This is a genomic window from Microcystis wesenbergii FACHB-1317 (genome assembly GCF_014696875.1).
In the GTDB taxonomy this organism is placed as follows: Bacteria; Cyanobacteriota; Cyanobacteriia; order Cyanobacteriales; family Microcystaceae; genus Microcystis; species Microcystis wesenbergii_A.
Genome location: NZ_JACJQV010000089.1, coordinates 1 through 25,998, shown reverse-complemented (window position 1 = coordinate 25,998; position 25,998 = coordinate 1). Strand labels below are relative to the sequence as shown.

Annotated in this window: 23 protein-coding genes and 1 pseudogene; 18 read left to right on the top strand and 6 right to left on the bottom strand. The window is 42.0% G+C overall.

Going from position 1 to position 25,998, the window contains the following annotated elements; translation table 11 throughout:
* The first annotated feature begins 22 nt into the window (after nt 1–22).
* The 4 genes and pseudogenes from tnpB (at nt 23) to H6F92_RS04975 (ending at nt 5,046) form a co-directional block, all read left to right on the top strand.
* On the top strand, nt 23–1,207 hold the full coding sequence (gene tnpB / locus H6F92_RS04990) for an IS200/IS605 family element RNA-guided endonuclease TnpB (protein WP_190356992.1): 1,185 nt from the start codon (nt 23–25) through the stop codon (nt 1,205–1,207).
* Between the two features lie 16 nt (nt 1,208–1,223).
* Nucleotides 1,224–2,969: pseudogene (locus tag H6F92_RS04985) on the top strand (alpha-amylase family glycosyl hydrolase); the annotation flags it as partial.
* Nucleotides 2,970–3,141: 172 nt separating this feature from the next.
* Entirely contained in the window at nt 3,142–3,804 is a 663-nt protein-coding gene (locus H6F92_RS04980; RefSeq protein WP_190356991.1) for a TVP38/TMEM64 family protein, read from the top strand.
* Between the two features lie 234 nt (nt 3,805–4,038).
* On the top strand, nt 4,039–5,046 hold the full coding sequence (locus tag H6F92_RS04975; protein WP_190356990.1) for a DnaJ C-terminal domain-containing protein: 1,008 nt from the start codon (nt 4,039–4,041) through the stop codon (nt 5,044–5,046).
* 225 nt (nt 5,047–5,271) lie between these two features.
* Here the strand turns inward: H6F92_RS04975 and H6F92_RS04970 are convergent, their stop codons facing one another.
* A complete protein-coding gene (locus H6F92_RS04970; protein WP_002781516.1) occupies nt 5,272–5,616 on the bottom strand; it encodes a hypothetical protein in 345 nt (114 codons plus the stop codon).
* A 357-nt stretch (nt 5,617–5,973) separates the two neighbouring features.
* On the opposite strand from H6F92_RS04970, the gene H6F92_RS04965 reads away from it, so the two are divergent.
* From H6F92_RS04965 to H6F92_RS04925, 9 genes are all read left to right on the top strand, one after another.
* Entirely contained in the window at nt 5,974–6,420 is a 447-nt protein-coding gene (locus H6F92_RS04965) for a hypothetical protein (RefSeq protein ID WP_190357059.1), read from the top strand.
* A gap of 135 nt (nt 6,421–6,555) precedes the next feature.
* Nucleotides 6,556–8,895 (top strand): tetratricopeptide repeat protein, encoded by a 2,340-nt coding sequence (locus H6F92_RS04960; RefSeq protein WP_338420898.1) that lies wholly within the window; start codon nt 6,556–6,558, stop codon nt 8,893–8,895.
* Between the two features lie 318 nt (nt 8,896–9,213).
* Complete coding sequence (locus H6F92_RS04955; protein WP_002735146.1) at nt 9,214–9,453, top strand: hypothetical protein; 240 nt, start codon at nt 9,214–9,216, stop codon at nt 9,451–9,453.
* A gap of 35 nt (nt 9,454–9,488) precedes the next feature.
* Nucleotides 9,489–9,914, top strand: a complete 426-nt coding sequence (locus tag H6F92_RS04950; RefSeq protein WP_002756072.1) for a type II toxin-antitoxin system VapC family toxin — start codon at nt 9,489–9,491, stop codon at nt 9,912–9,914.
* 2 nt (nt 9,915–9,916) lie between these two features.
* The gene (locus tag H6F92_RS04945) at nt 9,917–10,198 is read left to right on the top strand and encodes a tetratricopeptide repeat protein (RefSeq protein WP_242030007.1); all 282 of its coding nucleotides are present in this window, start codon (nt 9,917–9,919) and stop codon (nt 10,196–10,198) included.
* Between the two features lie 506 nt (nt 10,199–10,704).
* Nucleotides 10,705–10,926, top strand: coding sequence for a hypothetical protein (locus tag H6F92_RS04940; RefSeq protein WP_190356989.1), 222 nt, complete (start codon nt 10,705–10,707; stop codon nt 10,924–10,926).
* On the top strand, nt 10,923–11,336 hold the full coding sequence (locus H6F92_RS04935; protein ID WP_110580699.1) for a type II toxin-antitoxin system VapC family toxin: 414 nt from the start codon (nt 10,923–10,925) through the stop codon (nt 11,334–11,336). The genes H6F92_RS04940 and H6F92_RS04935 overlap by 4 nt, the downstream gene beginning before the upstream one ends.
* Nucleotides 11,315–11,491 (top strand): tetratricopeptide repeat protein, encoded by a 177-nt coding sequence (locus H6F92_RS04930; RefSeq protein WP_149978875.1) that lies wholly within the window; start codon nt 11,315–11,317, stop codon nt 11,489–11,491. Before H6F92_RS04935 ends, H6F92_RS04930 begins: the two co-directional genes overlap by 22 nt.
* A gap of 272 nt (nt 11,492–11,763) precedes the next feature.
* Nucleotides 11,764–12,027 (top strand): type II toxin-antitoxin system Phd/YefM family antitoxin, encoded by a 264-nt coding sequence (locus tag H6F92_RS04925; RefSeq protein WP_002748707.1) that lies wholly within the window; start codon nt 11,764–11,766, stop codon nt 12,025–12,027.
* A gap of 367 nt (nt 12,028–12,394) precedes the next feature.
* Here H6F92_RS04925 and H6F92_RS04920 read toward each other — a convergent pair whose 3' ends face one another.
* The 3 genes from H6F92_RS04920 to H6F92_RS04910 form a co-directional block, all read right to left on the bottom strand.
* A complete protein-coding gene (locus H6F92_RS04920) occupies nt 12,395–12,607 on the bottom strand; it encodes a type II toxin-antitoxin system HicB family antitoxin (RefSeq protein ID WP_072926058.1) in 213 nt (70 codons plus the stop codon).
* Between the two features lie 380 nt (nt 12,608–12,987).
* Nucleotides 12,988–14,181, bottom strand: coding sequence for a Coenzyme F420 hydrogenase/dehydrogenase, beta subunit C-terminal domain (locus H6F92_RS04915; protein WP_190356988.1), 1,194 nt, complete (start codon nt 14,179–14,181; stop codon nt 12,988–12,990).
* Between the two features lie 115 nt (nt 14,182–14,296).
* Nucleotides 14,297–15,214: a histone deacetylase family protein gene (locus tag H6F92_RS04910; RefSeq protein WP_190356987.1), complete on the bottom strand. Its 918-nt coding sequence runs from the start codon at nt 15,212–15,214 to the stop codon at nt 14,297–14,299.
* A gap of 160 nt (nt 15,215–15,374) precedes the next feature.
* On the opposite strand from H6F92_RS04910, the gene H6F92_RS04905 reads away from it, so the two are divergent.
* From H6F92_RS04905 to H6F92_RS04895, 3 genes are all read left to right on the top strand, one after another.
* Nucleotides 15,375–16,244 (top strand): alpha/beta fold hydrolase, encoded by an 870-nt coding sequence (locus H6F92_RS04905; RefSeq protein WP_190356986.1) that lies wholly within the window; start codon nt 15,375–15,377, stop codon nt 16,242–16,244.
* Nucleotides 16,245–16,444: 200 nt separating this feature from the next.
* On the top strand, nt 16,445–17,383 hold the full coding sequence (locus H6F92_RS04900) for a glycosyltransferase family 2 protein (RefSeq protein WP_190357056.1): 939 nt from the start codon (nt 16,445–16,447) through the stop codon (nt 17,381–17,383).
* A gap of 206 nt (nt 17,384–17,589) precedes the next feature.
* Nucleotides 17,590–18,480, top strand: coding sequence for a hypothetical protein (locus H6F92_RS04895; protein ID WP_190356985.1), 891 nt, complete (start codon nt 17,590–17,592; stop codon nt 18,478–18,480).
* 117 nt (nt 18,481–18,597) lie between these two features.
* Here H6F92_RS04895 and H6F92_RS04890 read toward each other — a convergent pair whose 3' ends face one another.
* Nucleotides 18,598–20,022, bottom strand: a complete 1,425-nt coding sequence (locus tag H6F92_RS04890; protein WP_190356984.1) for an ammonium transporter — start codon at nt 20,020–20,022, stop codon at nt 18,598–18,600.
* Nucleotides 20,023–20,198: 176 nt separating this feature from the next.
* Nucleotides 20,199–21,635, bottom strand: a complete 1,437-nt coding sequence (locus tag H6F92_RS04885) for an ammonium transporter (protein ID WP_190356983.1) — start codon at nt 21,633–21,635, stop codon at nt 20,199–20,201.
* A 414-nt stretch (nt 21,636–22,049) separates the two neighbouring features.
* Here H6F92_RS04885 and ribD point away from each other — a divergent pair, with 414 nt between their 5' ends.
* Nucleotides 22,050–23,147, top strand: a complete 1,098-nt coding sequence (ribD, locus tag H6F92_RS04880) for a bifunctional diaminohydroxyphosphoribosylaminopyrimidine deaminase/5-amino-6-(5-phosphoribosylamino)uracil reductase RibD (RefSeq protein ID WP_190356982.1) — start codon at nt 22,050–22,052, stop codon at nt 23,145–23,147.
* Nucleotides 23,148–23,406: 259 nt separating this feature from the next.
* The gene (htpG, locus tag H6F92_RS04875) at nt 23,407–25,380 is read left to right on the top strand and encodes a molecular chaperone HtpG (protein WP_265795887.1); all 1,974 of its coding nucleotides are present in this window, start codon (nt 23,407–23,409) and stop codon (nt 25,378–25,380) included.
* The last annotated feature ends 618 nt before the right edge of the window (nt 25,381–25,998 follow it).

Here is a 25,998-nt window from a genome sequence, read left to right as displayed (position 1 = left end):
TAAATATAGTCTGGTAAACAAGATGTTAAAAGCGTTTAAGTACAGAATCTATCCGACCAGTGAGCAATCAGTTTTGCTCGCCAAATCGTTTGGCTGTACTAGATGGTTTTACAATTACGCTCTCAACTTAACATCCGAAACTTACAAGCAAACTGGAAAAGGATTAAGCAGAGACGAAATAATTAAGCTGCTGCCTTCCTTAAAAAAAGAGCATGAGTGGTTAAGCGAAGTACCATCGCAGGTATTACAACAAGCTGCTTTAAATCTTTCTAGTGCTTTCCTTAACTTTTTTGAAGGTCGAGCTAAATATCCTAACTTCAAGAAAAAGCAAAATAGGCAGTCGATTAGATTTCCTCAACACTGTAAGTTAAAAAATGATGTTTTGGTATTACCTAAAATTGGTGAAGTCTATTGCCAAGTTTCACGGCAACCAGAGGGAGACTTAAAGTCTGTTACGGTTTCAGTTAATCCATCAGGAGAATATTTCGCATCTTGTCTTTATGATGATGGTCAGGATTTACCCCAAAAATCATCAGAAGGAAAAGCTATCGGGATAGATGTTGGACTAACCCATTTTGCTATTACATCAGATGGGACTAAACATGGGAATCCTCAATACTATCGTAAGTACGAACAAAGATTAGCGAGGAGACAAAAGAAACTAAGCCGCCAGCAAAAAGGCTCTAAGAATCGAAATAAAGCTAGAGTTAAAGTGGCTAAAGTTCACTCTAAAATCGTTCGTTGTCGTGAAGATTTTCTGCACAAACTAAGTCGTAAATTAGTTGACGAAAACCAAGTCATAGTGGTAGAAAATCTGGCAGTCAGAAACCTGGTCAAAAACCCTAAACTAGCCAAATCAATTAGTGATGCTGGTTGGGGTCAATTCTGTACCATGTTAAAATACAAGGCTGAATGGGAAGGAAAAATCTATATAGAAGTAGATAGATTCTTTCCTAGCTCTAAGACTTGTAGTAACTGTTTAAATCGTCTGGATAGTTTGAGTTTAGATATTCGCAGTTGGCAATGTCCTAAGTGTGGAGAAACCCACGATAGAGATATCAATGCCGCTAAGAATATTCGGGATGAAGGTTTACGAATTTTGGCGGTAGGGCATACCGCTACTGCTTCTGGAGGGAGAGTAAGACCAAGTAAAGGCACTGCTTTTGCAAGGCATCTCCCTGTGAATGAAGAATCCCCACGCCTTTAGGCAACGGGAGTGTCAAGAGGCCCATGTGCGCGGTTTAAGCAATCACCCCTCCGCTAGTCGTTTAGAAGATATTCTCAAGGGAATTACGGGTTTTGAGGAAGTGGCCAACGTTCCCTACCAGTACAGAGGAACTTATGCGGGAGCCGGCTATATGGCCAAATACCTAAAAGCACTAGGATTTACTACCATCGAACTCTTACCCGTCCAAGAAACCGCTAACGATAATAACCCCGATGATCGCCCGGGTGGTAACTATTGGGGTTACATGACCTTTGGTTATTTCGCCCCCGATCGCCGTTATGCTTATGATCGCTCCCCCGGTGGACCCACCAGAGAATTTAAGGCCATGGTCAAAGCTTTCCACGACCAAGGTATGGAAGTTTATCTCGATGTGGTCTATAACCACACCGGAGAAGGGGGCAATTGGGGCAGCAACGATGTCACCGGATTTGTTAGTTTTGGTGGTTTTGATGTGGTGGAATACTATCAACTCACCGATGAACATTATCTAGTCGATGGGGCCACCGGCTGCGGAAATCAATTAAACTTTTCCCATATTGTCACCTGTAATCTGGTTCTTGATTCCCTCACCTATTGGTTAGAAACCATGGGAGTTGATGGTTTTCGTTTTGATCTGGCCCCCGTCCTCGGTCGAACTCCTTCTAGTCATCAACGAGAAGATCGGGGCAAACAAAAACAATTCTTTCCTAAACATCCTTTGTTAGAAAAGATCGAGAAATTAGGCAAGAAATACGATGCCGAAATGATCGCCGAAGCTTGGGATAGCTGGGGTTACGAAGTGGGTAATTTCCCGACGGGTTGGGGCGAGTGGAATGGCCGTTATCGCGATGCAATTCGGCGTTTTTTAAAGGGAGATGGTAATACTTTTCAATTCATCGAACAGGTGAACGGAGATTATCGCAATTTTAACGACCAAGGCGGACCCCAAAAATCGATCGATTTTATTGTTGCCCACGATGGTTTTACCCTGATGGATTTGGTCAGTTATAACAACAAAAATAACCTCACTCCCTGGCCCTTTGGTCCTTCCGATGGCGGCAATAATAATAACGATTCTTGGGATTCTGGCGGTAATCAGGCCTTACGTCGCCAAAGATTACGCAACTTTTGGACGATGCAATTTTTATCTCGCGGTGTTCCCATGACTGTCTGGGGCGATGAATTTGGCCGCACTCAAAATGGTAATAATAATCCCTACAATATTGATAGTGTGGCCACTTGGAATAATTATGATATGATTGCCACCCGTTCACCCCATCTACTGCCCACCGGTTATCGGGAAGCTTATCACAATAATTTTGGCACGGGAACTAATCAAGAAGAACGCAATCCTTTATTTATTTTTGCCGCTTATATTGCTCACTTAAGAAACAATCATATAGCACTCAAACAGCACCGCTACGGTGATCTGGTTCTCGATGCGGGCAATAATGTCACCTATTTATTTAAGAAACCCGATGGTATTAGCGATTTAACTGCCCATGATCGCTCTATTTGGTTTTTAATTGATGGTAGTGCCGTCGGTAATCACGATTTTTTGGTGTTAATTAATATGTATTATCTGCCAGGGGATTTTCGTCTTCCCCCGTCATCGAATAATTATCGTTGGCTAAGAATTATTGACACGGCAGCTTGGGCAGAAACCGATTATAATTGTTGGTCTGTGGATCAAGGGACAGTAATTGCCAATAGCTATAAAGTCAATGGTTTTTCGATCGTGGTTTGCGAGGAGATTAACTGAACTACCCACACCGATATCGGGGGTAATTTGGGGACAGATAGGGCAGCCCGCTAATATTGAGATCGAGATCGATCCTATGCCGATTTCTGCTATATTTTTGGCAATAGGGAAATATAGACCCCGGCTGCATCTTATGTTTTACAACCCGCACTTAGCCCAAAATTGCCGTTAAATGTCTAAAACTAAAAGTAGTGTTATTATCCTAACCATAATTTGTATTATCGCCACGGCGATCGGAGTTTATCTGCTCGGTGGTATCGACTCCCAACAATTACAGATATGGTTAAAACAAATGGGAATTATGGCTCCCATTTTGTATATTATTCTCTATACGATCGGGACAATTTTAATTCTGCCTTCTACCCCCTTAAACCTCAGTGGTGGGGCCATCTTTGGGGTAGTTATGGGAACCGTTTGGACAACGATCGCCGCTTTGGTGGCCGCTATAGTTGCCTTTGCTTTTACCCGTACTATTGGCCGGGAATATACCGCCAAAAAATTTCAGGGAAAATGGCAAGCGATCGATGCAGAAATGCAGCAAGGCGGCCTATTTTATATGTTTGCTATCCGTCTATTACCGATTATTCCCTACGGTATCGTTAACTTTGTTGCGGGATTAACTTCTATCCGTTTTCGCGATTATTTGATCGGTACTTTATTAGGCACTGTCCCCGGAATTTTACCCTTTGTCATGATGGGTGCGGGTTTAAAATCTTTAGGAAAAGGCGATATATTGCCCCTGATGCTGGCTTTTACCCTCATTGCTCTGTTAGTAGGTGTGGGAACTTGGTATCGTCGTCGTCGGCAATTTCCCCAGATAAAAAGTAAAAAGTGAAAAGTCAAAAAGTGGACGTTACATTAAAGGTAAAAAGGGTGTTGGGTGTTGGGATTTTAGGGTTTTGGGGTTTTGGGGTATTAGTTGAAATTTCCCTATTCCCCTATCTCCCCATTTCCCTATACTCTGACTCCTGACTCCTGACGACCGACTCCCGACTCCTGACAACGATAAAATTAAGTTAGATTAGGAATATCCCGACTGAATCCTCATTGCTAAGGAGATAGCGTATCGATGCCTGCCGCAGATTATAAAGATTATTATGCCGTTCTGGGAGTAGGTAAAACTGCCAGCGCCGAAGAAATTAAAAAAGCTTTTCGTAAATTAGCCGTCAAATATCACCCCGATCGCAATCCTAACGATAAAAGCGCCGAAGAACGTTTTAAAGAAATTAGTGAAGCTTACGAAGTCCTCTCCGATAGCGAAAAACGCCAAAAATACGATCAATTTGGACAATATTGGCAACAGTCCGGACGATCGAATTGGCCAGGTGGTAATCCGGGGGTTGACTTCGGTTCCGACGGTTTTGACTTTAGCCAGTACAGCACCTTTGATGATTTTATCAATGAACTGCTCGGTCGCATGGGCCGCTCCGGCGGTACTCGCCCCCGTTCCCATTCCTACGGTACTCCGGGGGGAGGATTTAGCGATTTTAGCAATTTTAACGACTTTGCCGGCTCTCGTACTCCACCGCAATCCGTCACTTCTGGCATCTCCACCGCTAAACTGCGTCTGACTTTTGCGGAAGCTTTACGAGGAGTACAAAAACGGGTTAATTTAGCCGGAGAAATGATCGATATCAAAATCCCCCCAGGAACCAAAACCGGTAATCGTCTCCGGGTACGGGGTAAAGGACTAATCGATCCCTTGAGTAAACAACGGGGAGATCTATTTCTCGATGTGGAATTAGAACCCCATCCTTTCTTTACTTTTGAAGGCGATAATTTAACCTGTGAAGTACCGATTACTCCCGATGAGGCGGTTTTAGGCACAGCGATCGAAGTTCCTACCCCCGATGGCATGGTGACGGTAAAAGTTCCCGCCGGTATTCGTTCCGGTCAATCCCTGCGCTTACGAGGCAAAGGTTGGATCGATAATAAAGGACAACGCGGCGATCAATTAGTCAAAATTGTCATCGATACTCCCAAAGAATTAACGGCGATCGAACGGGAATTATACGAGAAAATTAAATCTCAGCGTACCACCGATCCCCGTCGTCATCTCAGACAGGTGCAAATTTAGTCCCTAGATCTTAATAGTGAGGTACGAAGCAAAAGGTAGGGTGCGTTAGACGGCCAAAATTGCTGCTTTGAATTGAAGGTAACAATCCGTCGTAACGCACCACCTATCATCAACTAAGTAGTAAAACGTAGGGTGCGTTAGACGGCCAAAATTGCTGCTTTGAATTGAAGGTAACAATCCGTCGTAACGCACCACCTATCATCTGTCTCTGGAGTTTATCCTTGGCTAGAATTTAACCTTACTAGCCAACCAATTAGTGATTAATTTGGGGCTATTTTTCTTCACCCAATAGAGAGCATAAATTCTGAATATAGGCTTAGAAAAACGAGCGATCGCTTTCATAATAAAATTTAAGTAACGACGATGAAACTTTTTATTAATTAAATTTAACGAACCCACATCGTAAAGACAGTCGATGATAATCCTAAAAGTCGTTTCCTCTCTTTGGAATAAACTATCTATTAACAATAGCACTTCCTGAATCCGTTGCTGTTTAAGCTGTTCTTCTTCGGAAACAGCCGAGAGAATCTGCTGCTGCTTAGATAATTTACTATCCGATGGGGTTAACATGATGTGGTAAGGAAAAAATTAACTTGTTTTGATTTTATCCCTATTTGCCGATTTGGCAAGACCAAACCCCCCATCTATCCCCATTTTTACGATAACACGGATCCTTCCTCTCCCATGTCGTCTTGACTGTGATTGCTGTGATTGTGTTATGGACTGTGACTGATCGAGAAAAATAGGGCAGAATAAAATTATCAAAGCCAAAATGAGGACTGAATCATGAATGCTCCCTTAACCACAAGTTTACTTTAGCAGTACAGGAATTTACCACTGAAGCAATCTCTAAAATCCCTATATTGTGGGAAAAAATCAAAACCCAATAATATAATAAAGTCAACCCTCATCACCCCGATTTTATCTATAGACCCTCTTACAGGAGCAGCGATCGCAGTTGGTTCGATTATTGCCACTAAAGCGTTAGAGAAAACAGGTGAAAAAGTGGGAGAAAAGGTTTGGCAACAAACAGGAAAATTTCTCACTTCCCTGAAACAAGTTTCTCCAGATACTGTCACCGCAATTGAAAAAGCACCCGAACAACCTTTAGATTATGGACAGGCAATTCTGGAGGTGGAATCTGTTGCTAAAACCAGTCCGGAATTAAGCCAAATTATAACCGAGTTGGTTAAAGCGATAGAAGCGGAACCTTCTCTTAAAGAATTGGTTAATAATACCCTTAAATCTCAATCTCAACAAGCCAGCGTTATCAATAATCAAAAATTAGCTGATTCCATAAAGAATGTTTTTCAAGGTAATACCTCAAAGAATCTTTTTCAAGGTACTTTCTCAAATAGTAATTTTAATTTATGACTGGAGCCGCCTGTTCAGGAACAGGTTAAACAACATCCTCACAATTTATCTAATAGTAATATCCCTAAGTTTGTTGGTAGGGATCAGGAATTAATTGACTTAAAAACTCAATTAAAACAATCCCAAAAGCTTGCTATATCTACCTTAACGGGAATGGGAGGCATAGGTAAAACCGAACTAGCCAGACAGTTTGGCTGGCAACAATGGCAGGAAAAAGCCTATCCCGGGGGTATATGTTGGTTAAATGTGGCAGAAAGTGACGGCGGTTTTATCGGTACTTCCATTTTAGATTTTGCGCGGGTACATCTCAAATTAACTTTACCGGATGAGGGAGAATTAGACGTAAAAATTCGTTATTGTTGGCAAAATTGGTTAGCGGGAAATGTCCTAATTATCTTTGATGATGTGCGGGATTATCAGCAAATTAGGGATTATTTACCACCGCAAGAGGAGAAACGCTTTCAGGTCTTAATTACCACTCGCAAGGAATATTTATCAGCGACAATTGCGACTTTTCGGGTAGAAGTATTAAAAGAAAAAGATGCACTTGATTTATTGCGTTCCTACCTTGCAGACAACAGAATTGACACACAAATCGAGGCAGCTAAATTATTATGTCAGGATTTGGGTTATTTACCCTTAGGGTTAGAATTGGTGGCAAGGTTGCTGGTACGACGACAGGATTGGAAAATCAGCAAAATACGGCAGAAATTAGCCGAAAAAGGCTTAGATGAGCCAATTTTAGCCAAAAATCCCAAGTTTCATGGGGAAATGACTGCGGAACGAGGGTTAAAAGCTGCCTTTAATCTCAGTTGGGAGGAGTTGCATAGCGAACCAGAAGCGCAAATTTTGGCACTTTACCTCAGTTTATTCGCTCTTGCGCCCTTTCCCAAGGGGATGATTCTGGATTTATTTCCCGATGAAGATGGGGATACAGTGGAGGAATGGTTAACCGATAGTTTAGTCCATCTGAGTTTGGTTAAGGATACGGGTGATGGTTGGTATGAAATTCATACCCTGCTGCGTCGCTATTTTCGGGATAAGTTAGAAGCATCATCCCACGCAGAACCCGCAAAACGCCGTTATTGTATTATTATGGCGAAGAAATCGGCGGAAATGCCCCAGAATCCGACTCTGAAAAAAGTTGAAGAATTTACACCTTTCATTCCCCATCTGCAAGCATCTGTCAAGGAATATTCAGAATATATTGCTGATGAGGATTTATTTTGGTCCTATACAGGTTTAGCTCGTTATTATGAAGGACAAGGATTGTATGCTGCTGCAGAACCCTACTATCAAGCTTGTTTAACCGCAACTCGAACCCACTTAGGAGACAATCATCCCGATGTGGCAACTTCCCTCAACAATTTAGCACTATTGTACCAATCCCAAGGCAGGTACACAGAAGCGGAACCTCTCTATCTAGAAGCATTAGATTTGAGAAAACAACTCTTAGGAGACAATCATCCCGATGTGCCAAGTTCCCTCAACAATTTAGCAGCATTGTACGAATCCCAAGGCAGATACACAGAAGCGGAACCTCTCCTTCTAGAAGCATTAGATTTGACAAAACGACTCTTAGGATACAATCATCCCCATGTGGCACAATCCCTCAACAATTTAGCATACTTGTACAATTCCCAAGGCAGATACACAGAAGCGGAACCTCTCCTTCTAGAAGCATTAGATTTGACAAAACGACTCTTAGGATACAATCATCCCCATGTGGCACAATCCCTCAACAATTTAGCATACTTGTACAATTCCCAAGGCAGGTACACAGAAGCGGAACCTCTCTATCTAGAAGCATTAGATTTGACAAAACGACTCTTAGGATACAATCATCCCCATGTGGCAGCTTCCCTCAACAATTTAGCACTATTGTACCAATCCCAAGGCAGGTACACAGAAGCGGAACCTCTCTATCTAGAAGCATTAGATTTGACAAAACAACTCTTAGGAGACAATCATCCCGATGTGCCAAGTTCCCTCAACAATTTAGCAGCATTGTACGAATCCCAAGGCAGATACACAGAAGCGGAACCTCTCCTTCTAGAAGCATTAGATTTGACAAAACGACTCTTAGGATACAATCATCCCCATGTGGCACAATCCCTCAACAATTTAGCATACTTGTACAATTCCCAAGGCAGATACACAGAAGCGGAACCTCTCCTTCTAGAAGCATTAGATTTGACAAAACGACTCTTAGGATACAATCATCCCCATGTGGCACAATCCCTCAACAATTTAGCATACTTGTACAATTCCCAAGGCAGGTACGAAGAAGCGGAACCTCTCTATCTAGAAGCGATTAATATTGCTATCCAAGCATTAGGGGAAAATCATCCCCATACCCAAACCGTTTATCGGAATTATCTGAGGATGTTATCCCAATTACCCGAAGCAGAATTAAGACAACGGTTTCCCGATGAGGTGGTGGAGATGTTGAAACCAAAACCCCCTCATCCCTGAAAACAGTCTTAACTGTGATTGGAATGTTGAATGATGAACTGTGACTAGGAACCTAGTTAAGAGTGGATTAGAGATGAAGATTGATTGAATGAACCAATCATAGTCAATCACATAATCACATCAATCATACTTAAGACCGTTGGAAAAGAGGGTTTGTAGGCGCACGGATTTTCCATTATGAATATAGTATCCTGTCAAGTCGCCTTTGTCAAGAGAAAATTTAACAACATCCAGATTTAGTCGTAACGCATCACCTATCATTGACTATGATTGAATTAATCACTGATAACTGATAACTGATTAGCAAGGAATAAAACCATGAACACTAAAGAGAGACTATTGCAAGAGATTGAACAAGCACCGGATTCTTTAATAGAAGAAACTTTGAACTTCCTCCTTTCAGCACAAGCTAGTTATGCTAAATCTGAAAGTAATGTAGGGGAGGCAATATTAAAGCTTCTGGAAGAGATGCCATTAGACAATGACGACTTAGAAAAGTTGCCTATAGATCTTGCTAATCAACATGATCATTATCTTTATGGAGTTCCCAAATCCTAAGCAAAGCCGAAACTAAAGTTTATAGCATCATAGCAATGAAAACCATCTTTGCAGACACATTTTATTGGGTTGCTCTCATTAACAATCGTGATGATTGGCATGAGAAAGCTATAGAAATGACAAGGAAACTCCAGCAGGTAACAATAGTGACAACCGATGAAGTCTTTATTGAAGTTTTCAACAATCTATCTGCTTATGGAATGTCAGTTAGACGAAAAACCTTACAAGTTATTAGAGGCTTACAAAATAATCCCCAAATCTTAGTTATACCTCAAACTCATCAGACGTTCCAATCAGGATTAGATTTATATCAAAATCGTCCAGATAAGGATTACAGCTTAACAGATTGTATATCCATGCAAACAATGCGCCAAATGAATATAAATGAAATTCTTACCCACGATAAGCATTTTACACAAGAAGGATTTTTCATTTTATTTCAAAATATAGAGTTACATTAGATTTGAGAAAACGACTCTTAGGAGACAATCATCCCTCTGTAGCAACTTCCCTCAACAATTTAGCACACTTGTACTACTCCCAAGTTAGGTACTCAGAAGCAGAACCTCTCTATCTAGAAGCGATTAATATTGCTACCCAAGCATTAGGGGAAAATCATCCCCATACCCAAACCTTTTATCGGAATTATCTGGAGATGTTATCCCAATTACCCGAAGCAGAATTAAGACAACGGTTTCCCGATGAGGTGGTGGAGATGTTGAAACCAAAACCCCCTCATCCCTGAAAACAGTCTTAACTGTGATTGGAATGTTGAATGATGGACTATGACTAGGAACCTAGTTAAGAGTGGATTAGAGATGAAGATTGATTGAATAAACCAATCATAGTTAGGGCTTGCTGAATAAATGTGAAATATAGACGAGGTAAGGGTTTTAGGGTTCTGTTTTGCGAAACAGGTGCAAGATTTTGAGAGAATCGTCGTTCAAAACCTTGCGTCTTCATCGGCCCGTGTCCTGTAGGGGCGAAGCATTCGGATAGAAAATCTACGGTTTCACCGATAGGTTATTGCCCGAATGCTTCGCCCCTACTTTTTCAGCAGACCCTACTTAAGACCGTTGGAAAACAGGGTCTGTAGGCGCATGGATTTTCCATTATGAATATAGTATCCTGTCAAGTCGCCTTTGTCAAGAGAAAATTTGACAACATCCAGATTTAGTCGTAACCCATCACCTATCATTGACTATGATTGAATTAACCACTGCTCACTGATAACTGATAACTGATAAAGCTATGACACTCAAAGAACAACTTATTAAAGAAATTGAAACAACTCCCATTTCCCTGCTGCCAGAAATCCTGCATTTTGTCCAATCTATAAAAACAAAACATCCAGACGTTGACTTTATGGAATTTGCTGGTATGGCAGCAGATATAGAAAATACTATGCAAGAGATTGTCGAAGAAGCAGAAGCTAATCGTCAACTCGATTTAAAACGTATAAATTACTTATGAAACAAGCATTACTTGATACCAATATCCTCTCTTATTTTTTACGAGGCAATCCCGCAGTAATTGAACAATTCCGCATCTATCGACAACACTATACTTATATATCGTTTTCAATCTTTACCTATTACGAGATTAAAAGTGGTTTATTGTATAAAGATGCACGAAATCAACAACAACAATTTGAACGTCTTGTAGAAGTCAGTGAAGTAATTGCTTATGATCGTGAAATTAGTGATATAGCTACTCAAATATACGTTAATCTTAGAATAAAAGGACAACTAATTACCCCGATTGATTTGTTTATTGCTGCGACTGCTATTTATTGCGATTATACTCTGATTACAGCTAACATTAAGCATTTTCAAAATATTCCCAATCTTAGTTATGAAAATTGGTATCTCTCAACAATTTAGCACTATTGTACTATTTTCAAGTCAGGTACACAGAAGCAGAACCTCTCTATCTAGAAGCGATTAATATTTTCAGAGAAGGATTAGGGGAAAGTCATTCCCATACTCAAACGATTATGGAGAATATAAAACTATGTTGTCCCAACTCTGGCAAGTAGAATTAAGATAGAGTTTGAATGCTTTGGAAAATAGGGTCTGTAGGCGCACGGATTTTCCATTATGAATATAATATCATGTCAAGAGGCTTTTGTCAATAGAAAATTTAACAACATCCAGAAAAACGTTATTGTAATTGACAGTGATTGAATTAATCACTGATGACTACAATGATGGATAATTATAGGAGGATGCTGTCTGGACTGTGATTAGGAGAGATTGTTAAATCCCTACAATAGTTTTTATTATTTCATCATCAAAAAAAGGATTAATTATGATCAAAAAAATTAAAATAGCCGATGCTCAAACCGATTTACAGAGTCTCGTTAAATCGGTTACAGAAGATAACAAAATTTATGCCATTGAGAATCAGGAGGATTCTGTAATTTTGATTTCTCAAAAAAACTATGAAAGTTTACAAGAAACCATCGAATTACTCTCTATTCCCGACTTAAGAGAAAGCTTACAACTATCTCTACAGCAAATTAATGAAAATGAAACCTATTCTCTTGAGGAAGTCTTGGGAGACATTGATTAATGGTTTATGAAGTCAGCATACAACACAATCATAGTATTCATTCAATCATTCCAATCAAAGTTTAGACTGATGATGTAATCTATATTCATCGTACTAAAACCCATTATGGCGAATAAACTAGACCTTGAAAATTCTTGAAAACTAGGGTCTGTAGGCGCACGGATTTTCCATTATGAATATAGTATCATGTCAAGTCGCCTTTGTCAAGAGAAATTTTAACAACATCCAGAAAAACGGAGACATGAAGCTTAAATCAAGATGGGAATTACAGCAGACGAATAAATTCTTCTTTTGTCAGTTCAGCATCGCGTAAAATTTTTAGGAGTAATCCTTTCCCGACAGTTTTCCCCCGATGAACAGGTACGCATCAGATAGACACCTTTTCAATTCCAACAAACTCCGACACATCTTCAGGATTGTCATCTTCCAAGCAAAGTTCAATCACTTCCCTGATATTCTTCATCAATTCATCAATCGTTTCCCCTTGACTGTAACAACCCCGAAGTTGAGGAACTTCCCCAACATAATATCCATCCTCATCCCGTTCAATGACAACATAAAAATCTCTTTGACGGTTCATGGTTCTCAATCCTTAAAAAAATTATCGCTATCTAAGCTTTTATTGGCGATTATTGAGACTTGAAAATAGGGTTTGTAGGCGCACGGATTTTCCATTATGAATATAGTATCATGTCAAGTCGCCTTTGTCAAGAGAAATTTTAACAACATCCAGACAAACGTTATTGTAGGGGTAATTCATGAATTACCCCTACACCTATTACCTAGTCCAGTCCAGTAGGGTGCGTTAGACGGCAAAAATTTCTGCTTTGACTTGAGGCTAACAATCCGTCGTAACGCACCACCTATCATTGACTTGAGGCAAAGTATTCGGACGATAACCTATCGTTGAAACCGATTCCTATCCGAATGCTGCGCCCCTACTTTTTCAGCATACCCTAATTAATCGGGCAATTTATACTGTTCCACAATCTTTTTAGCATATTCAGGAACATGAGCCGCTAATTTTTCAGGATAATTACGTTTAACATAAAGGTAATTACGGGTAAAGTGAGAATCGATGGAAAAACGAGCATATTCTAAACCTTTAGGACCGATTTTTTCAATTACTACTCCCATCATTTTTGCCGCCCACATCGGCAAGGTTACACCTTTATCATAGGCAGGAATGCTATTTTGTACAGCCTGTTTTCTATCACCACTAGACATAACATCTTGGGTATTTAATTGATCTTTAACTAACTCTAACATTTCCTTACCCGTATCATTACGAACGACAATCCATTGCCAGCCAAAAGGTGCGCCCATATAGCCCACAACTAAATCAGCAAGGGAGTTAACATAATCAAAACAAGTCATACAGGAAGGAGCAAAAACATCTTTTAATTTATTAGTCTTTAAGCCAAAAAAAGGAACCATTTCGATGGAGCCATCTTCGTGTTTAAAGTGTACCCGAAAATCCTGCATAAATTCATAATGAACCACGGTTTCTGGGGAACGACTGGTGGTTTCTAGAAACTTTTGTAGTCCTGAGCGGGTGACATTATCGACGCAGGGAGTTCCTAAGACATATAATTTTTCTAAACCTAATTTTTTTTCTACTGCTCTTAGGGCTTGAATTTGACAACCAACTCCGATAACTAATAACCGTTTCATGCCCGATTTTTCAATTTCTTCTAGGACTGATAAATTGGGAGAAAGAGTCGGTTTATTAACTTTAGCGGCGAGAATTTCTTCCGTGGTACGGGCGAGAATCGGCTGCGGTTGAAAGCGATCCTCGGCGGTATTCTGCACACAAACCACCCCTTCTACTAAACCACGATCGAGCATTTCACAGGCAATTGTACTGACGATTCCTGTCCATTGCGCCCCAGGTATAGCTTGTTTTTTCTTGGCAGCCATCATCTCTTGATGAACACCAAAATAGAGATCATTTTCCTGATTTAAGTCGCGACTTTTGCCGTGTGCTTCTGCTTCTAAATCAGTTATTTGTTGATTGAGAAAAGCACAAGCTTCTTTAACATAGTGAATGTAATAAGTGTCACAAAGTCCGCACTCGCTACACAATTCTTTGGCAGGACGACGACTATTGGGCTTGAGGGCTTTGGCTTTGAGGTGTGGCGCAAGGGAGTTCATAATCTTAAAAGGCAACTAGGTCAAGGTTTTTTTTCTATCGATCGTTTACCTTACCGCATTAGATCGCTTTGTTAGCAATCTTTTTAAAGAAATGTAATGATTACCCAGATTAGGATCAGAGCAAAGCTTCTAAGGTGGCGACGACGGAAGCCGCTAAAGTTTCTAAATCATAACCACCTTCTAAGCCGAAAAGCAGCGGTTTATTAAGAGTTAAGAGGTATTTGGTTAAAATTCCATAATCCTGTGGGTGTAAACAAATGCCCGCCAGAGGATCCGCTTGATTGGCATCATATCCAGCACTAACAATCACTAAATCCGGTTGAAAATTTTTCAGAAAAGGTATGACTTGCCCCTCAAAATGTTCTTGATAATCTTTAATCGTACTTCCCGCCGATAAGGGAATATTCAAAACATTATTAAACTCACCTTTTTCTCTCGCTTCTCCCGTGCCGGGATAAAAGGGGAATTGATGGAGGGAACAATAGGCAATCTGGGGATGATTTTCGACTATATCCTGGGTGCCATTGCCATGATGCACGTCCCAATCGAGAATCGCTACTTTTTGCACTCTTTTGTTTTCTAAAGCATAATAAGCGGCAATAGCAGCATTAGAAAACAGACAGAAACCCATGGCATAATTAGAAGTGGCATGATGCCCGGGAGGACGGGCTAAAATAAAGGCAGGATCGCCAGTAGATAAAACTCGATCGACTCCATCTAACCAGCCACTAACCGCTAGTAACGCCACATCGTAACTACGCGCAGAAACGGGAGTATCTGCATCCAATCTTCCCCCACCCCGTTGACAAATTCGCCGCAATATATCAACATAATCTTGATTATGAACTTGTTTGATTAAAGTGAGTACTTCGTCACGAATTTCGATCGGTGTCGGTAAATGCCATGTTAATTTTGACTGCCATTCTGTTTGTTTTAAAGCCTCGACAATTGCCGTTAAACGCGCCGCTTTTTCGGGATGGTAAATACCTGTATCGTGCTCGAGAAATTCATCGGAATAGATAATCGAGATCATAATCAAATTACTGCTTAACTCGCTGGTTTTTGAGCAACCTAATGGTTTTAATCTACCAGAAAAGCAGCGGCTTGAGCGGCTATAGTGAAAAAACTTTACTGATTGGGTCACTTTTGCCAGATGATGCAATTATCTTTCCCCAAAGTGACAGGAGGCAAAAATGCTGACAAATTTTCGGAAATTTCAGCTAGAAGTTAATGGCATTACTATCAATGGTGTCAAAGGTGGGCGCGGTTTTCCGCTGCTTTTGCTGCATGGTTATCCCCAAACCCATCAAATGTGGCATAAAATCGCCCCCCGATTAGCGGCCAATTTTACGGTGATCGCCACGGATCTGCGCGGCTACGGGGATAGCGATAAACCCTTACCCCTAGAGGATTCTAGCAATTACTGCAAGCGAGTCATGGCCCTCGATCAGGTATTGCTGATGGAAAAATTGGGTTATCAGGAGTTTTATCTAATCGGCCACGATCGAGGGGCGCGAGTTTCCCACCGTCTCGCCCTTGATTTTCCCGAAAAGGTCAAAAAACTCGTTTTACTCGATATAGCCCCAACGCTGGCGATGTATGAGGCGACTGAGCAAACTTTTGCCACTGCCTACTATCATTGGTTTTTCTTGATTCAGCCTTCCCCTTTTCCCGAAACCCTGATCGCCGCTAATCCCGATTATTATCTGCAACATTGCTTGCAAAGTTGGGGGCGAGATTTTAGCGCTTTTACAGAGGAAGCTTTAGGGGAATATCGGCGTTGTTTTCGAGATTTAAGCACGATAACCGCCACCTGTGCCGATTATCGGGCCGCCGCTACCATCGATTTAGAGCATGATCGTCAGGATTTAGACCGGAAAATTTCCTCTCCCCTCTTGGTTCTTTGGGGAGAAAAAGGTTTCATTGCACGTCAATACGATCTGATTGCTCTTTGGCAGCAGCGAGCTAATCAAGTCACGGGACAGGCGATCGCCAGTGGTCATTTTTTACCGGAAGAAGCACCGGAAGAGACGGGACAGGCGATCGAGGAGTTCCTTGGCTAAGTAAAGAGATTGACGGCAGAATTCTCTGAGTTAGGAGCCGGAAGAAAGGAGGTAAATCGTTGGCTAATCGGGTTTTCACTTTGACAAAATTATACTCCTGTTAGAATATTGAACCTAAGATAATTATTAAACACAGGAGGAAAAAACTGGGATTAAATCGATTTTTTTCAATCAATTACTGGTAAAATATTATTATGCAAATGCTAAAATATTCCCTGATTGTCCCCATCTATAACGAGGAAGAAACTATTGCCGAACTGTATCGCCGGGTGAGTGCCATCATGAATAATTTAGATGGGGCGGTAGAATTAATCCTAGTAAATGATGGTAGTAAAGATGGTTCCTTAAAACTGCTGCGAGAACTGCACAAAGCTGATTTGCGAGTATGTTATATCAGTTTCGCCCGCAATTTTGGTCATCAAGCGGCGGTAACTGCTGGACTTAATTTTTGCCGAGGACAAGTAATTATTGTTTTGGATGCTGACCTGCAAGATCCGCCCGAATTAATTCCCCAAATGATTGAAAAATGGCAAGAGGGGTATCAAGTAGTTTATGCCCAAAGAACCAAAAGAAAACAAGAAAGTTGGTTTAAAAAACTGACGGCCTATCTCTTTTATCGTTTGCTTAAAAGACTAGCAGATGTGGATATTCCCGCCGATACAGGAGACTTTTGTTTAATGGATCGTCAGGTGGTAGATCTATTAAATTCTCTCCCGGAAAGAAATCGTTATATTCGTGGGTTGCGCGCTTGGATTGGCTTTCCACAAACTGCGGTTAAATTTGAGCGGGATGCGCGCTTTGCCGGGGAAGTAAAATATACCTTTAGCAAATCATTATCTTTAGCTATTAATAGCCTAGTATCTTTTTCTCGTGTCCCCTTACGTTTTGCTACCTATCTAGGATTATTTTCTGCCCTGATATCTTTGATTATGGCTCTGTTAGTATTATATTGGCGTTTACAGCAACCCGACTCACCGATCACGGGTTTTGCCACGATTATGATCGCTATATTTTTTCTGGGTTCTGTACAGCTAATTAGCATCGGAATACTAGGAGAATATATCGGCAGAATTTACGAGGAAGTTAAAGGCAGACCCACCTACACAATTGCTGAGTTAGCTGGCTTACCAATTTCTTGATTTAAGAATCGGTAAAATTGCCAGTTGATGGAGAGAAGAAAAAGCTTTCTTGATATCGCCGCTCTTTGGTTTTTCAGCACTAGGATTCGAAAAGTCTTGACAAATGGACAGCTTTGCTGTAGAGTAGGCAGTAAAAATCCTATCATTAGCGGCTCTGTAAGGATAGCAGCCAAAACTAAAAAACTATTCAGGACAAAAAATCATTTATGAAAGCGATCGTTTTAACCTGCGATAAGTACATGAAATTTGCCGATCACATGATTTATACTTATCAAAAATTGTGGTCAAGTAATCCTTTTACTTTTCGGGTTCCCTACGGCGATTATCCTGAGAACTTGGCAAAATATGGCGATAAAGTGGAGTTAATTCCGATGGATTCTGCCAAGGTTATTCATCCTATTGAAACCGAGAAGGGAACTAAACAAGTTAGCCTGATCAGGGATACAGTTTTAAATCTCTTAAAAGACTTGCCTGACGAAGAATGGATTTATTGGTGCATGGATGATCGTTATCTGATCCGAATTCAAGAAGAGGCAGCTAATGATATCTACAATTTTGTTATCAATAACACCGAGTCCGATCTCCTAACAATTCTCTGCCTGCGCCACCTTAAAGGTGGTTACTTTAAAAGCGACAAATTTATTCAAGAAGGAGTCAAGATTCTCACCCCTAAAAAGCAAGTAGTTTTACGAGAAACGGTATTTTCTCAAGCAGATACTCTCCCCGATGTCTGGTCTCATCAATTCATGAAAGTAAAAGCTTTGAGAAGAATTTTTGAAGGGTTCCCTGATCGACCGTTTCTTGGTAAGGAAATGGATAGTTTCAAAACCACAAAATTAGTGGGAGAAAGACAATTAATTGTAGATAAGAATATAGCCGTGTATGGGGAAAGCACCAGTCGCGGTGAAATCACAGAAAATTGCGCCGCTAGTTTTAAACGCTGGGGAATGGAGTTACCGGCGAATATGAACGTCTCTAAGACCTATCAGGTGGTGGGAGAACTTCCCTATCAATGGCTAGGATTAAAAATAACCCCTCCTCCCAGAGTCAAACAATTTTTAACCGATGTTACTCGCTGGTATTGGCGTAATGTGTGAGGGGTTGAAATTTAAACTCACCTAGAAACAGACCCGTTCCTTTTCTTGATTGTTCAGCCCAGTTTCACAGAGACGAAATTTCGCCTCTGTTAGCTGGACTGATAGCTGATTGAATCGCTAATAATTTTCTCGAGGATTTGTGGCAGCAGGATTTTCTTGGTAGGAAAGGCTGTTACCAAACTCGAATTCTTGTCCGTAGGCTTCCTCTCCGTGTTCAGGAACATCTAACCCTTCTGCTTCCGTATTCGGTTTAACCCGCAAATCCATGAATAAACTGAGAACTTTCAGGATGACAAAAGTACCCACGGCAGCAAAGATATAAGTAGCAGCAACGCCAACAAATTGCGTCCAGACTAAGCCGGGGTTGCCAAATAGTAAACCGTCATTACCCAAGGAATTAACCGATTTAGTCGCAAAAACCCCCGTAAGGATTGCCCCTACCGTTCCACCCACACCATGGACAGGATAGGTATCCAAAGAGTCATCAAAACGTAACTTAGCCCGGAGACTAACCGCAAAAAAACAGGTAAGGGCAGTGATCGAACCAATGAGAATCGCACCGATGGGTAGAACAAAACCGGCAGCGGGAGTAATACCCACTAATCCCCCTAAAAATCCACTAGCAATACCGATCGCCGTCGGTTTACCCCGTAAAATCCATTCTATAAGCATCCATGTCAAACCACCGGCCGAAGCGGCGATCGTGGTATTAACAAAAGCTGTCGTGGCTAGGGAACTAGAGGAAAGCGCGCTACCACCATTAAAACCAAACCAACCGAACCAGAGTAAACCGATACCTAGGAGAACAAACGGCACATTATGGGGTGCATAGGTTTGGACACCAAAACTACGCCGCGGACCGATCATCCAGGCGGCCACCAGTGCGGAAATCCCGGAACTAATGTGAACAACGGTTCCACCAGCGAAATCCAGCGCCCCAGTGGCTGCTAACCAACCCTTACCCCAAACCCAGTGAGCTAGGGGAGAATAGATCAAGGTGGACCAAAGCAGTAAAAACCAAAAATAGGCTTTAAAGTTGACCCGTTCCACGATCGCACCCGAAATTAAAGCCGGGGTGATGATCGCAAACATCATCTGATAGACCATAAACACTTGATGGGGAACGGTGGGTGCATAACCGATATCGTCAGGTGCGGCGGCGGTGACACCGTTGAGAAAAATCCAATCCAGACCACCGATAAAAGCTTCGATCCCTTCACCAAAGCCACTTTTACCCGGGGTAACATCAAAGGCGAGACTATAACCCCAAAGCACCCAAGTTACACCGATGACACCCATGGCCACCAAACTCATCATCATGGTGTTGAGGACGTTACGGGAACGCACTAAACCCCCATAAAAAAAAGCCAGTCCGGGGGTCATTAATAAAACTAAGGCCGACGAGATCAGCATCCAAGCGGTATCCCCAGCACTAATCGGATTGGGGGGAGCGGCGGCGATGGTTTCCGCAAAAACTGGGGCAACTCCGCAATTGAATCCCAGTCCCAGCAAAAGTACGATTATTCCTACGATCTTTTTCATTGACGGTTGGTGCCTAGTAGCAAGATTAATTTTTTCTGTCTGGAAAGAGACAAAAAACCGAAAGAGAAAAGGTTTAGAAGCTAATTATAGCCACCGATCGCATCGGGGCGAGGCCTTCTTCCTTTTCTCTTTAACTTTGTCGGGGATCTAATTAATCTATCTTTACAAGGTTCACCCTAACGAGTGCTAGGCGTTTCCATGTCAACACTGGAAGCATAATGGCCGCCGGCAACGATATCGGACTCCTTGACGAAACCGCTATAGGCTTCCATCCCGTGTTCACCCACATCCAAACCTTCCATTTCTTCTTCGGGAGTAACACGAATACCGAGGGTAGCCTTGAGGATTGTCCAAACGATACCGCTGACAATCACGGTAAATGCCCCTACCGCTACAATCCCGATAATTTGGTTAATAAACAGTTGGAATTGACCGGTGATTAAACCCGCATCTTTGTTGAAGATACCGACGGCTAAAGTTCCAAAGACACCACAGACGAGGTGAACGGAAGTCGCACCCACGGGGTCATCAATTTTCAGGTTATCGAAGAAAGCCACCGAGTAAACCACGACCACACCGGCAATTAAACCGATAATTAAGGCCGACCAGTAGGATACACCATCACAACTGGCAGTAACGGCGACTAAACCTGCCAGAATACCGTTAATAATCATCGAAAGGTCGGGTTTACCATCTTTCGCCCAAGCGGTAAAGGTAGCGGCAATGCCACCCGCGGCCCCGGCGAGGTTAGTGGTGACAGCGATATAGGGTACAGTTTCATTAACCGCTAAAGCAGAACCGGGGTTAAAACCGAACCAGCCAATCCAGAGAATTAAACAACCCAGGGTCGCAATACTCATGTTATGGCCGGGTAAGGCACTGGTGCGACCGTTGATGTATTTACCCATTCTCGGCCCGAGAATTGCCGCCCCGGTTAAAGCAGACCAACCACCCACCGAGTGGACCACCGTCGAACCAGCGAAGTCTTTAAAACCAAGGTCAGCTAACCAACCGCCACCCCAAACCCAGTGACCGGTGATCGGGTACATGATACCGACGATAATTAAGCTAAAAACGAGGAAATCGGTGAATTTAATCCGTTCTGCCACTGCCCCAGATACAATTGTGGCCGCCGTTCCCGCGAAAGCGACTTGGAACAGGAAGAACACCGAGGTGGGCAAATATTCCGGCATAACGTAGCTGGCAGGATCGCTACTGCTGAGGAACCAACCTCCTGTACCGAAAAATTGGTTACTGACAGACCCAAACATCAGGGAGAAACCGATCGCCCAAAATGATATGGTGGAGAGGGCGAAAACGATCAGGTTTTTGGCGAGAACGTTAACGGCATTTTTCTGGCGACAGAATCCCGTTTCTAGCATCGCAAAACCTGCGTTCATAAAGATCACGAGGATGGCGGCAATTAAAACCCAGATTGTATTGAGGGCGTTTTGGACATCTTCGGGGGTTAGGGGTTTCGCATCTTGGGCCTGTACGGCTGTGTTCCAAACCACGAAAATAATCGCGGACAAAGGAACACAGGCTAACCAGACAGGGTTAATTTTCGGTAACAAACCGACAAGTTCCCCAGATTTTCGAGCAATTCGTTTCATCGTTAATTCGTTTACTTTGTTGAGTTAGTAGGTCGATTCATTACTATTGAAAATAATTAGCGAGCAATTATGTCCGTTCAACCACTAAATCCTAGGAACAGGGGTCAATCACGTCAGAAGACCAAACACCTAGGGATTTATCTTGATCTGTGAGTAGTCAATGTTTTTTGATCTTTGTTTTTTTTTATTTGAGATTTCTGTATCCTCTGATACGTTTCACTTTAAAATAGCAATAGTAGAGAAGTTATCAATTATCAGTTATCAGTTATCAGATGTGAGTTTTCAGTTCACTGATTACTGTTTACTGGACGGCTACGCCGTGCCTTTGGCAACACTGAAAAAAGCTTCCCACTGATCACTGATTACTGTTTACTGATCACCGATCAAGTCTCCCCTCGTTTGGAGAAATAAACAATGACCCAGGCAACGGAATTCGATCGCACAATGATGCAAAGATGTCTAACCCTTGCTAGGCAAGCCTTGGGGCGGACTTCTCCTAATCCTTTGGTGGGTTCTGTGATCGTTCAAGAGGGTACAATTATCGGCGAAGGTTTTCACCCAGGGGCCGGACAACCCCATGCAGAAGTTTTCGCCCTGAGACAGGCAGCAGAAAAAGCTCGTGGTGCCACTTTATACGTCAATCTCGAACCCTGTAACCACTATGGACGGACTCCCCCCTGTAGCGAGGCAATTGTGCAAGCAGGCATTAAAAAAGTGGTGGTGGGGATGATCGATCCTAATCCCTTGGTGGCGGGGAAAGGCATTCAAAGACTAGAATCGGCAGGTATCGAGACGCTGGTGGGAGTGGAGGAGTCCGAATGTCGTCAACTCAATCAGGGTTTTATCCATCGCATCACCGCTCAAAAACCCTTCGGTATCCTCAAATATGCCATGACTCTCGATGGCAAAATTGCCGCCACTAGCGGTCATAGCGCTTGGATTACTAGCCCCGCTTCTCGCCAAATAGTCCATCGACTGCGATCGGCCTGTGATGCGATTATCGTCGGCGGTAGCACTGTCCGTCAAGATAATCCTCACCTAACCACTCACGGCCTCTCCGATCATAATCCCCTGCGCGTGGTCATGACTCGATCACTCGATTTACCTCCCTCGGCCCATCTTTGGGATACCAGTCAATTTCCCACGCTTGTCTATACACAAATTGATTCTAATGTCAAGCTTAAGCAACAATTATTAACAAAAGGCGTGGAAGTGATCGAACTAACCGAGGTGACACCCACTTTAGTGATGGAAAATCTTTATCAGAGGGGATTTTGTCAGGTTTTGTGGGAGTGCGGCGGCGGTTTAAGCGCTGCAGCGATCGCTGAGGGCATGGTACAAAAAATTATCGCTTTTATCGCGCCCAAAATCATCGGGGGAATTAATGCACCTACTGCCGTGGGTGATTTAGGTTTCCAGTTAATGAGCCAAGCTTTACAGTTAGAAAATGTCACGGTTAATTATCTCAATCCCGATATTTTGATTGAGGGATATCTGCAAAGTGAAAAGTAGAGCTACTGCAATTCCCCCTCAATCGGCAAATCTCAACCAACCGCTTGTAAAAGTCAAAAAGTCATCAATAACCTCGATAATCTGGCAATTAACCCCGATTTTTGCGAGCGAGTTCTAGAAATCGCCCCGCTGCCGTTAAATGCCTTTATCGGTACGGTTATCCCCCTAGAAGAAGTTGGGCAATCGCTCTGTGATCAATGGTGCCATTATCGAGCAAAATAAAAAAGTTAGAATAGTCAAACCCTTAGTGATTGAACGTATGACGGTACTCGAAAAAGGTAATATCACGATTCATACCGAGAATATCTTCCCTATTATCAAAAAATCTCTCTACACTGACCATGAAATTTTTCTACGGGAATTGATATCTAATAGTGTTGATGCCATCTCGAAATTAAAAATGGCTTCTTTAGCAGGAGAAGCAAGAGGAGAAGTCCCCGAACCAGAAATTAATCTCGCCATCGATAAAGAAAATCGTACCCTATCAATTACCGATAATGGCATCGGGATGACGGGGGAAGAAATCAAGAAATATATTAACCAAGTTGCCTTTTCCAGTGCGGAAGAATTTATCAATAAATACCAAAAATCAGCCAACGATTTAATCGGTCATTTTGGCCTAGGTTTCTATTCGGCTTTTATGGTGGCTAAAAAGGTAGAGATTGATACTCTTTCCTATCAAGAAGGTGCTACCCCTGTCCATTGGTCTTGTGATGGTTCTCCAGAGTTTGAATTAACCGATTCTTCCCGCAGCCAAATCGGCACCACTATCACCCTAACTTTAATGGATGAGGAAGGGGAATATTTAGAACCTGCCCGCATTCGCCAGTTAGTCAAAACCTACTCAGATTTTATGCCCGTTCCCATTAAAATTGATGGGGAAGTGATTAATCAACAACGGGCTTTATGGAAAGAATCTCCTCAAAATCTGACGAAAGAAGACTACCTAGAATTCTATCGTTATCTCTATCCTTTCCAAGAAGAACCTTTACTCTGGGTACATCTGAATACCGATTATCCTTTCTTGCTCAATGGCATTCTTTATTTTCCCAAACTCAGACCGGATGTGGATGTCTCAAAAGGACAATTAAAGTTATTCTGTAATCAGGTTTTTGTCAGCGATCATTGTGAGGAAATTATTCCCGATTTCCTGATCCCCTTGCGAGGAGTTATCGATAGTCCAGATATTCCTTTAAATGTGTCTCGAAGTGCTTTAACCAAAGATCGCACCGTTCGCCGTATTGCAGATTTTATTGCCAAAAAAATTGCTGATCGCCTCAAATCTCTCTACAACGAAGACGCAAAAGAATATATTCGTTGTTGGGAAGATGTGGGAACTTTTATTAAATTTGGTTCCTTAAAAGAGGATAAATTTAAACAGCAGGTAGAAGATATTTTAATCTATCGCACTACCTACAAAACCCCAGAAACTGCGGTACAAGTGGCAGTACAAACCGCCGAAGGTGACGCATGGCAAGAAACAACGGCGAAAACTCCCCTAGAAGCGATCGAACAGGAAGGTTATACTACTCTCAAAGCCTACCTGGAACGCCATAAAGAACGCCACGAAAATCGAGTTTTTTACTGTACCGATCCTCGTAGCCAATCCACCTACGTTGAACTCTACAAAAATCAAGGGTTAGAGATCCTCTTCTTTGATTCTTTCATCGATACTAATTACTTTATTCCTTTCCTAGAAAGAGAATACTCCGATGTGAAATTCACCCGGGTTGATGCCGAATTAGACTCGACGCTGCTCGAACAGGATCAAGCTAGTGAAATTATCGATCCGGGTAGTAATAAAACCCGGGCTGAATTGATCAAAGAAATCTTCGCCAAAGCTCTCGATAATTCCCGCATCAATATCAAAACTGAAGCCTTGAAATCTGATGATCCTCAAGGTACTCCCCCGGCAATTGTCTTACTTCCAGAAGCGATGCGACGCTTACAGGAAATGACGGCAATGATGCAACAAAAAGCCATGGCTTTCCCCGAAGAACATATTCTGATGATTAATACTAATCATCCCCTAATTCAACAGATTGTCCAGATTAGTCAGGGAAGTATTGTTACCGGTAGCGGCGAATCTCCATCGGCGCAATTAGCGAAAATGCTCTGTCAGCACGTTTATGATTTAGCTGTAATCGCTCAAAAAGGATTTGATGCCGAGGGAATGCAAGCTTTTGTGGAACGTTCCAATCGCGTTCTAACTAAGCTAACCGAAAAGATTTAATCTATTGCCAAACTTTGGCTGTTCCGATATGCTGAGAGTGTGTTAATTCACACTCTATTTTTTTAACAAGATGAATTGGCTCTCTTGACATCATGGTGTAAAGTGTTCGTAAATTTTACATTTTGGGCGCAAGCATTGCGCCCCTACATTACCCCGCATTAGTTTTTCTGTAGGGGCGTAGGGCGTAAGTCCTCCCTTAGATAAATATAAGCCATCAGCCTTGAATAAGTTATCAGTTATCAGATGTAAGTTTTCAGTTCACTTATACTGTTTACTGTTTACTGATAAGCTGTTCGTAATTTAAATTGCTTGTTGAGACGAGGCACTCATGCAAGAGGCAAAAGGCAACAGTAAAGGGATTGGGGGGGTTCGGCTAATCTAAGAATAAGCGGTTTAAATGCGTCTTATAGCGGTAAGCGCTTGAGTGAGATACAAACCAAGCTTTGCCTAGCATGGTTTATAGCTCGTGACACTGTACCTCATACGACTGCACACCGCTATAGCTTAACTGATAACTGATAACTGATAACTGATAACTGATAACTGATAACTGATAACTGATAACTGATAACTGATAACTGATAACTGATAACTGATAACTGATAACTGATAACTGAT

Coding starts and splice junctions, on each gene's coding strand:
- H6F92_RS04895 (WP_190356985.1), top strand. CDS start 17,590: ATGAAAGCGATCGTTTTAACCTGCGATAAGTACATGAAATTTGCCGAT.
- H6F92_RS04940 (WP_190356989.1), top strand. CDS start 10,705: ATGACACTCAAAGAACAACTTATTAAAGAAATTGAAACAACTCCCATT.
- H6F92_RS04970 (WP_002781516.1), bottom strand. CDS start 5,616: ATGTTAACCCCATCGGATAGTAAATTATCTAAGCAGCAGCAGATTCTC.
- H6F92_RS04905 (WP_190356986.1), top strand. CDS start 15,375: ATGCTGACAAATTTTCGGAAATTTCAGCTAGAAGTTAATGGCATTACT.
- H6F92_RS04975 (WP_190356990.1), top strand. CDS start 4,039: ATGCCTGCCGCAGATTATAAAGATTATTATGCCGTTCTGGGAGTAGGT.
- H6F92_RS04915 (WP_190356988.1), bottom strand. CDS start 14,181: ATGAACTCCCTTGCGCCACACCTCAAAGCCAAAGCCCTCAAGCCCAAT.
- H6F92_RS04890 (WP_190356984.1), bottom strand. CDS start 20,022: ATGAAAAAGATCGTAGGAATAATCGTACTTTTGCTGGGACTGGGATTC.
- tnpB (WP_190356992.1), top strand. CDS start 23: ATGTTAAAAGCGTTTAAGTACAGAATCTATCCGACCAGTGAGCAATCA.
- ribD (WP_190356982.1), top strand. CDS start 22,050: ATGACCCAGGCAACGGAATTCGATCGCACAATGATGCAAAGATGTCTA.
- H6F92_RS04900 (WP_190357056.1), top strand. CDS start 16,445: ATGCTAAAATATTCCCTGATTGTCCCCATCTATAACGAGGAAGAAACT.
- H6F92_RS04910 (WP_190356987.1), bottom strand. CDS start 15,214: ATGATCTCGATTATCTATTCCGATGAATTTCTCGAGCACGATACAGGT.
- H6F92_RS04955 (WP_002735146.1), top strand. CDS start 9,214: ATGAACACTAAAGAGAGACTATTGCAAGAGATTGAACAAGCACCGGAT.
- H6F92_RS04950 (WP_002756072.1), top strand. CDS start 9,489: ATGAAAACCATCTTTGCAGACACATTTTATTGGGTTGCTCTCATTAAC.
- H6F92_RS04935 (WP_110580699.1), top strand. CDS start 10,923: ATGAAACAAGCATTACTTGATACCAATATCCTCTCTTATTTTTTACGA.
- htpG (WP_265795887.1), top strand. CDS start 23,407: ATGACGGTACTCGAAAAAGGTAATATCACGATTCATACCGAGAATATC.
- H6F92_RS04920 (WP_072926058.1), bottom strand. CDS start 12,607: ATGAACCGTCAAAGAGATTTTTATGTTGTCATTGAACGGGATGAGGAT.
- H6F92_RS04980 (WP_190356991.1), top strand. CDS start 3,142: ATGTCTAAAACTAAAAGTAGTGTTATTATCCTAACCATAATTTGTATT.
- H6F92_RS04925 (WP_002748707.1), top strand. CDS start 11,764: ATGATCAAAAAAATTAAAATAGCCGATGCTCAAACCGATTTACAGAGT.
- H6F92_RS04885 (WP_190356983.1), bottom strand. CDS start 21,635: ATGAAACGAATTGCTCGAAAATCTGGGGAACTTGTCGGTTTGTTACCG.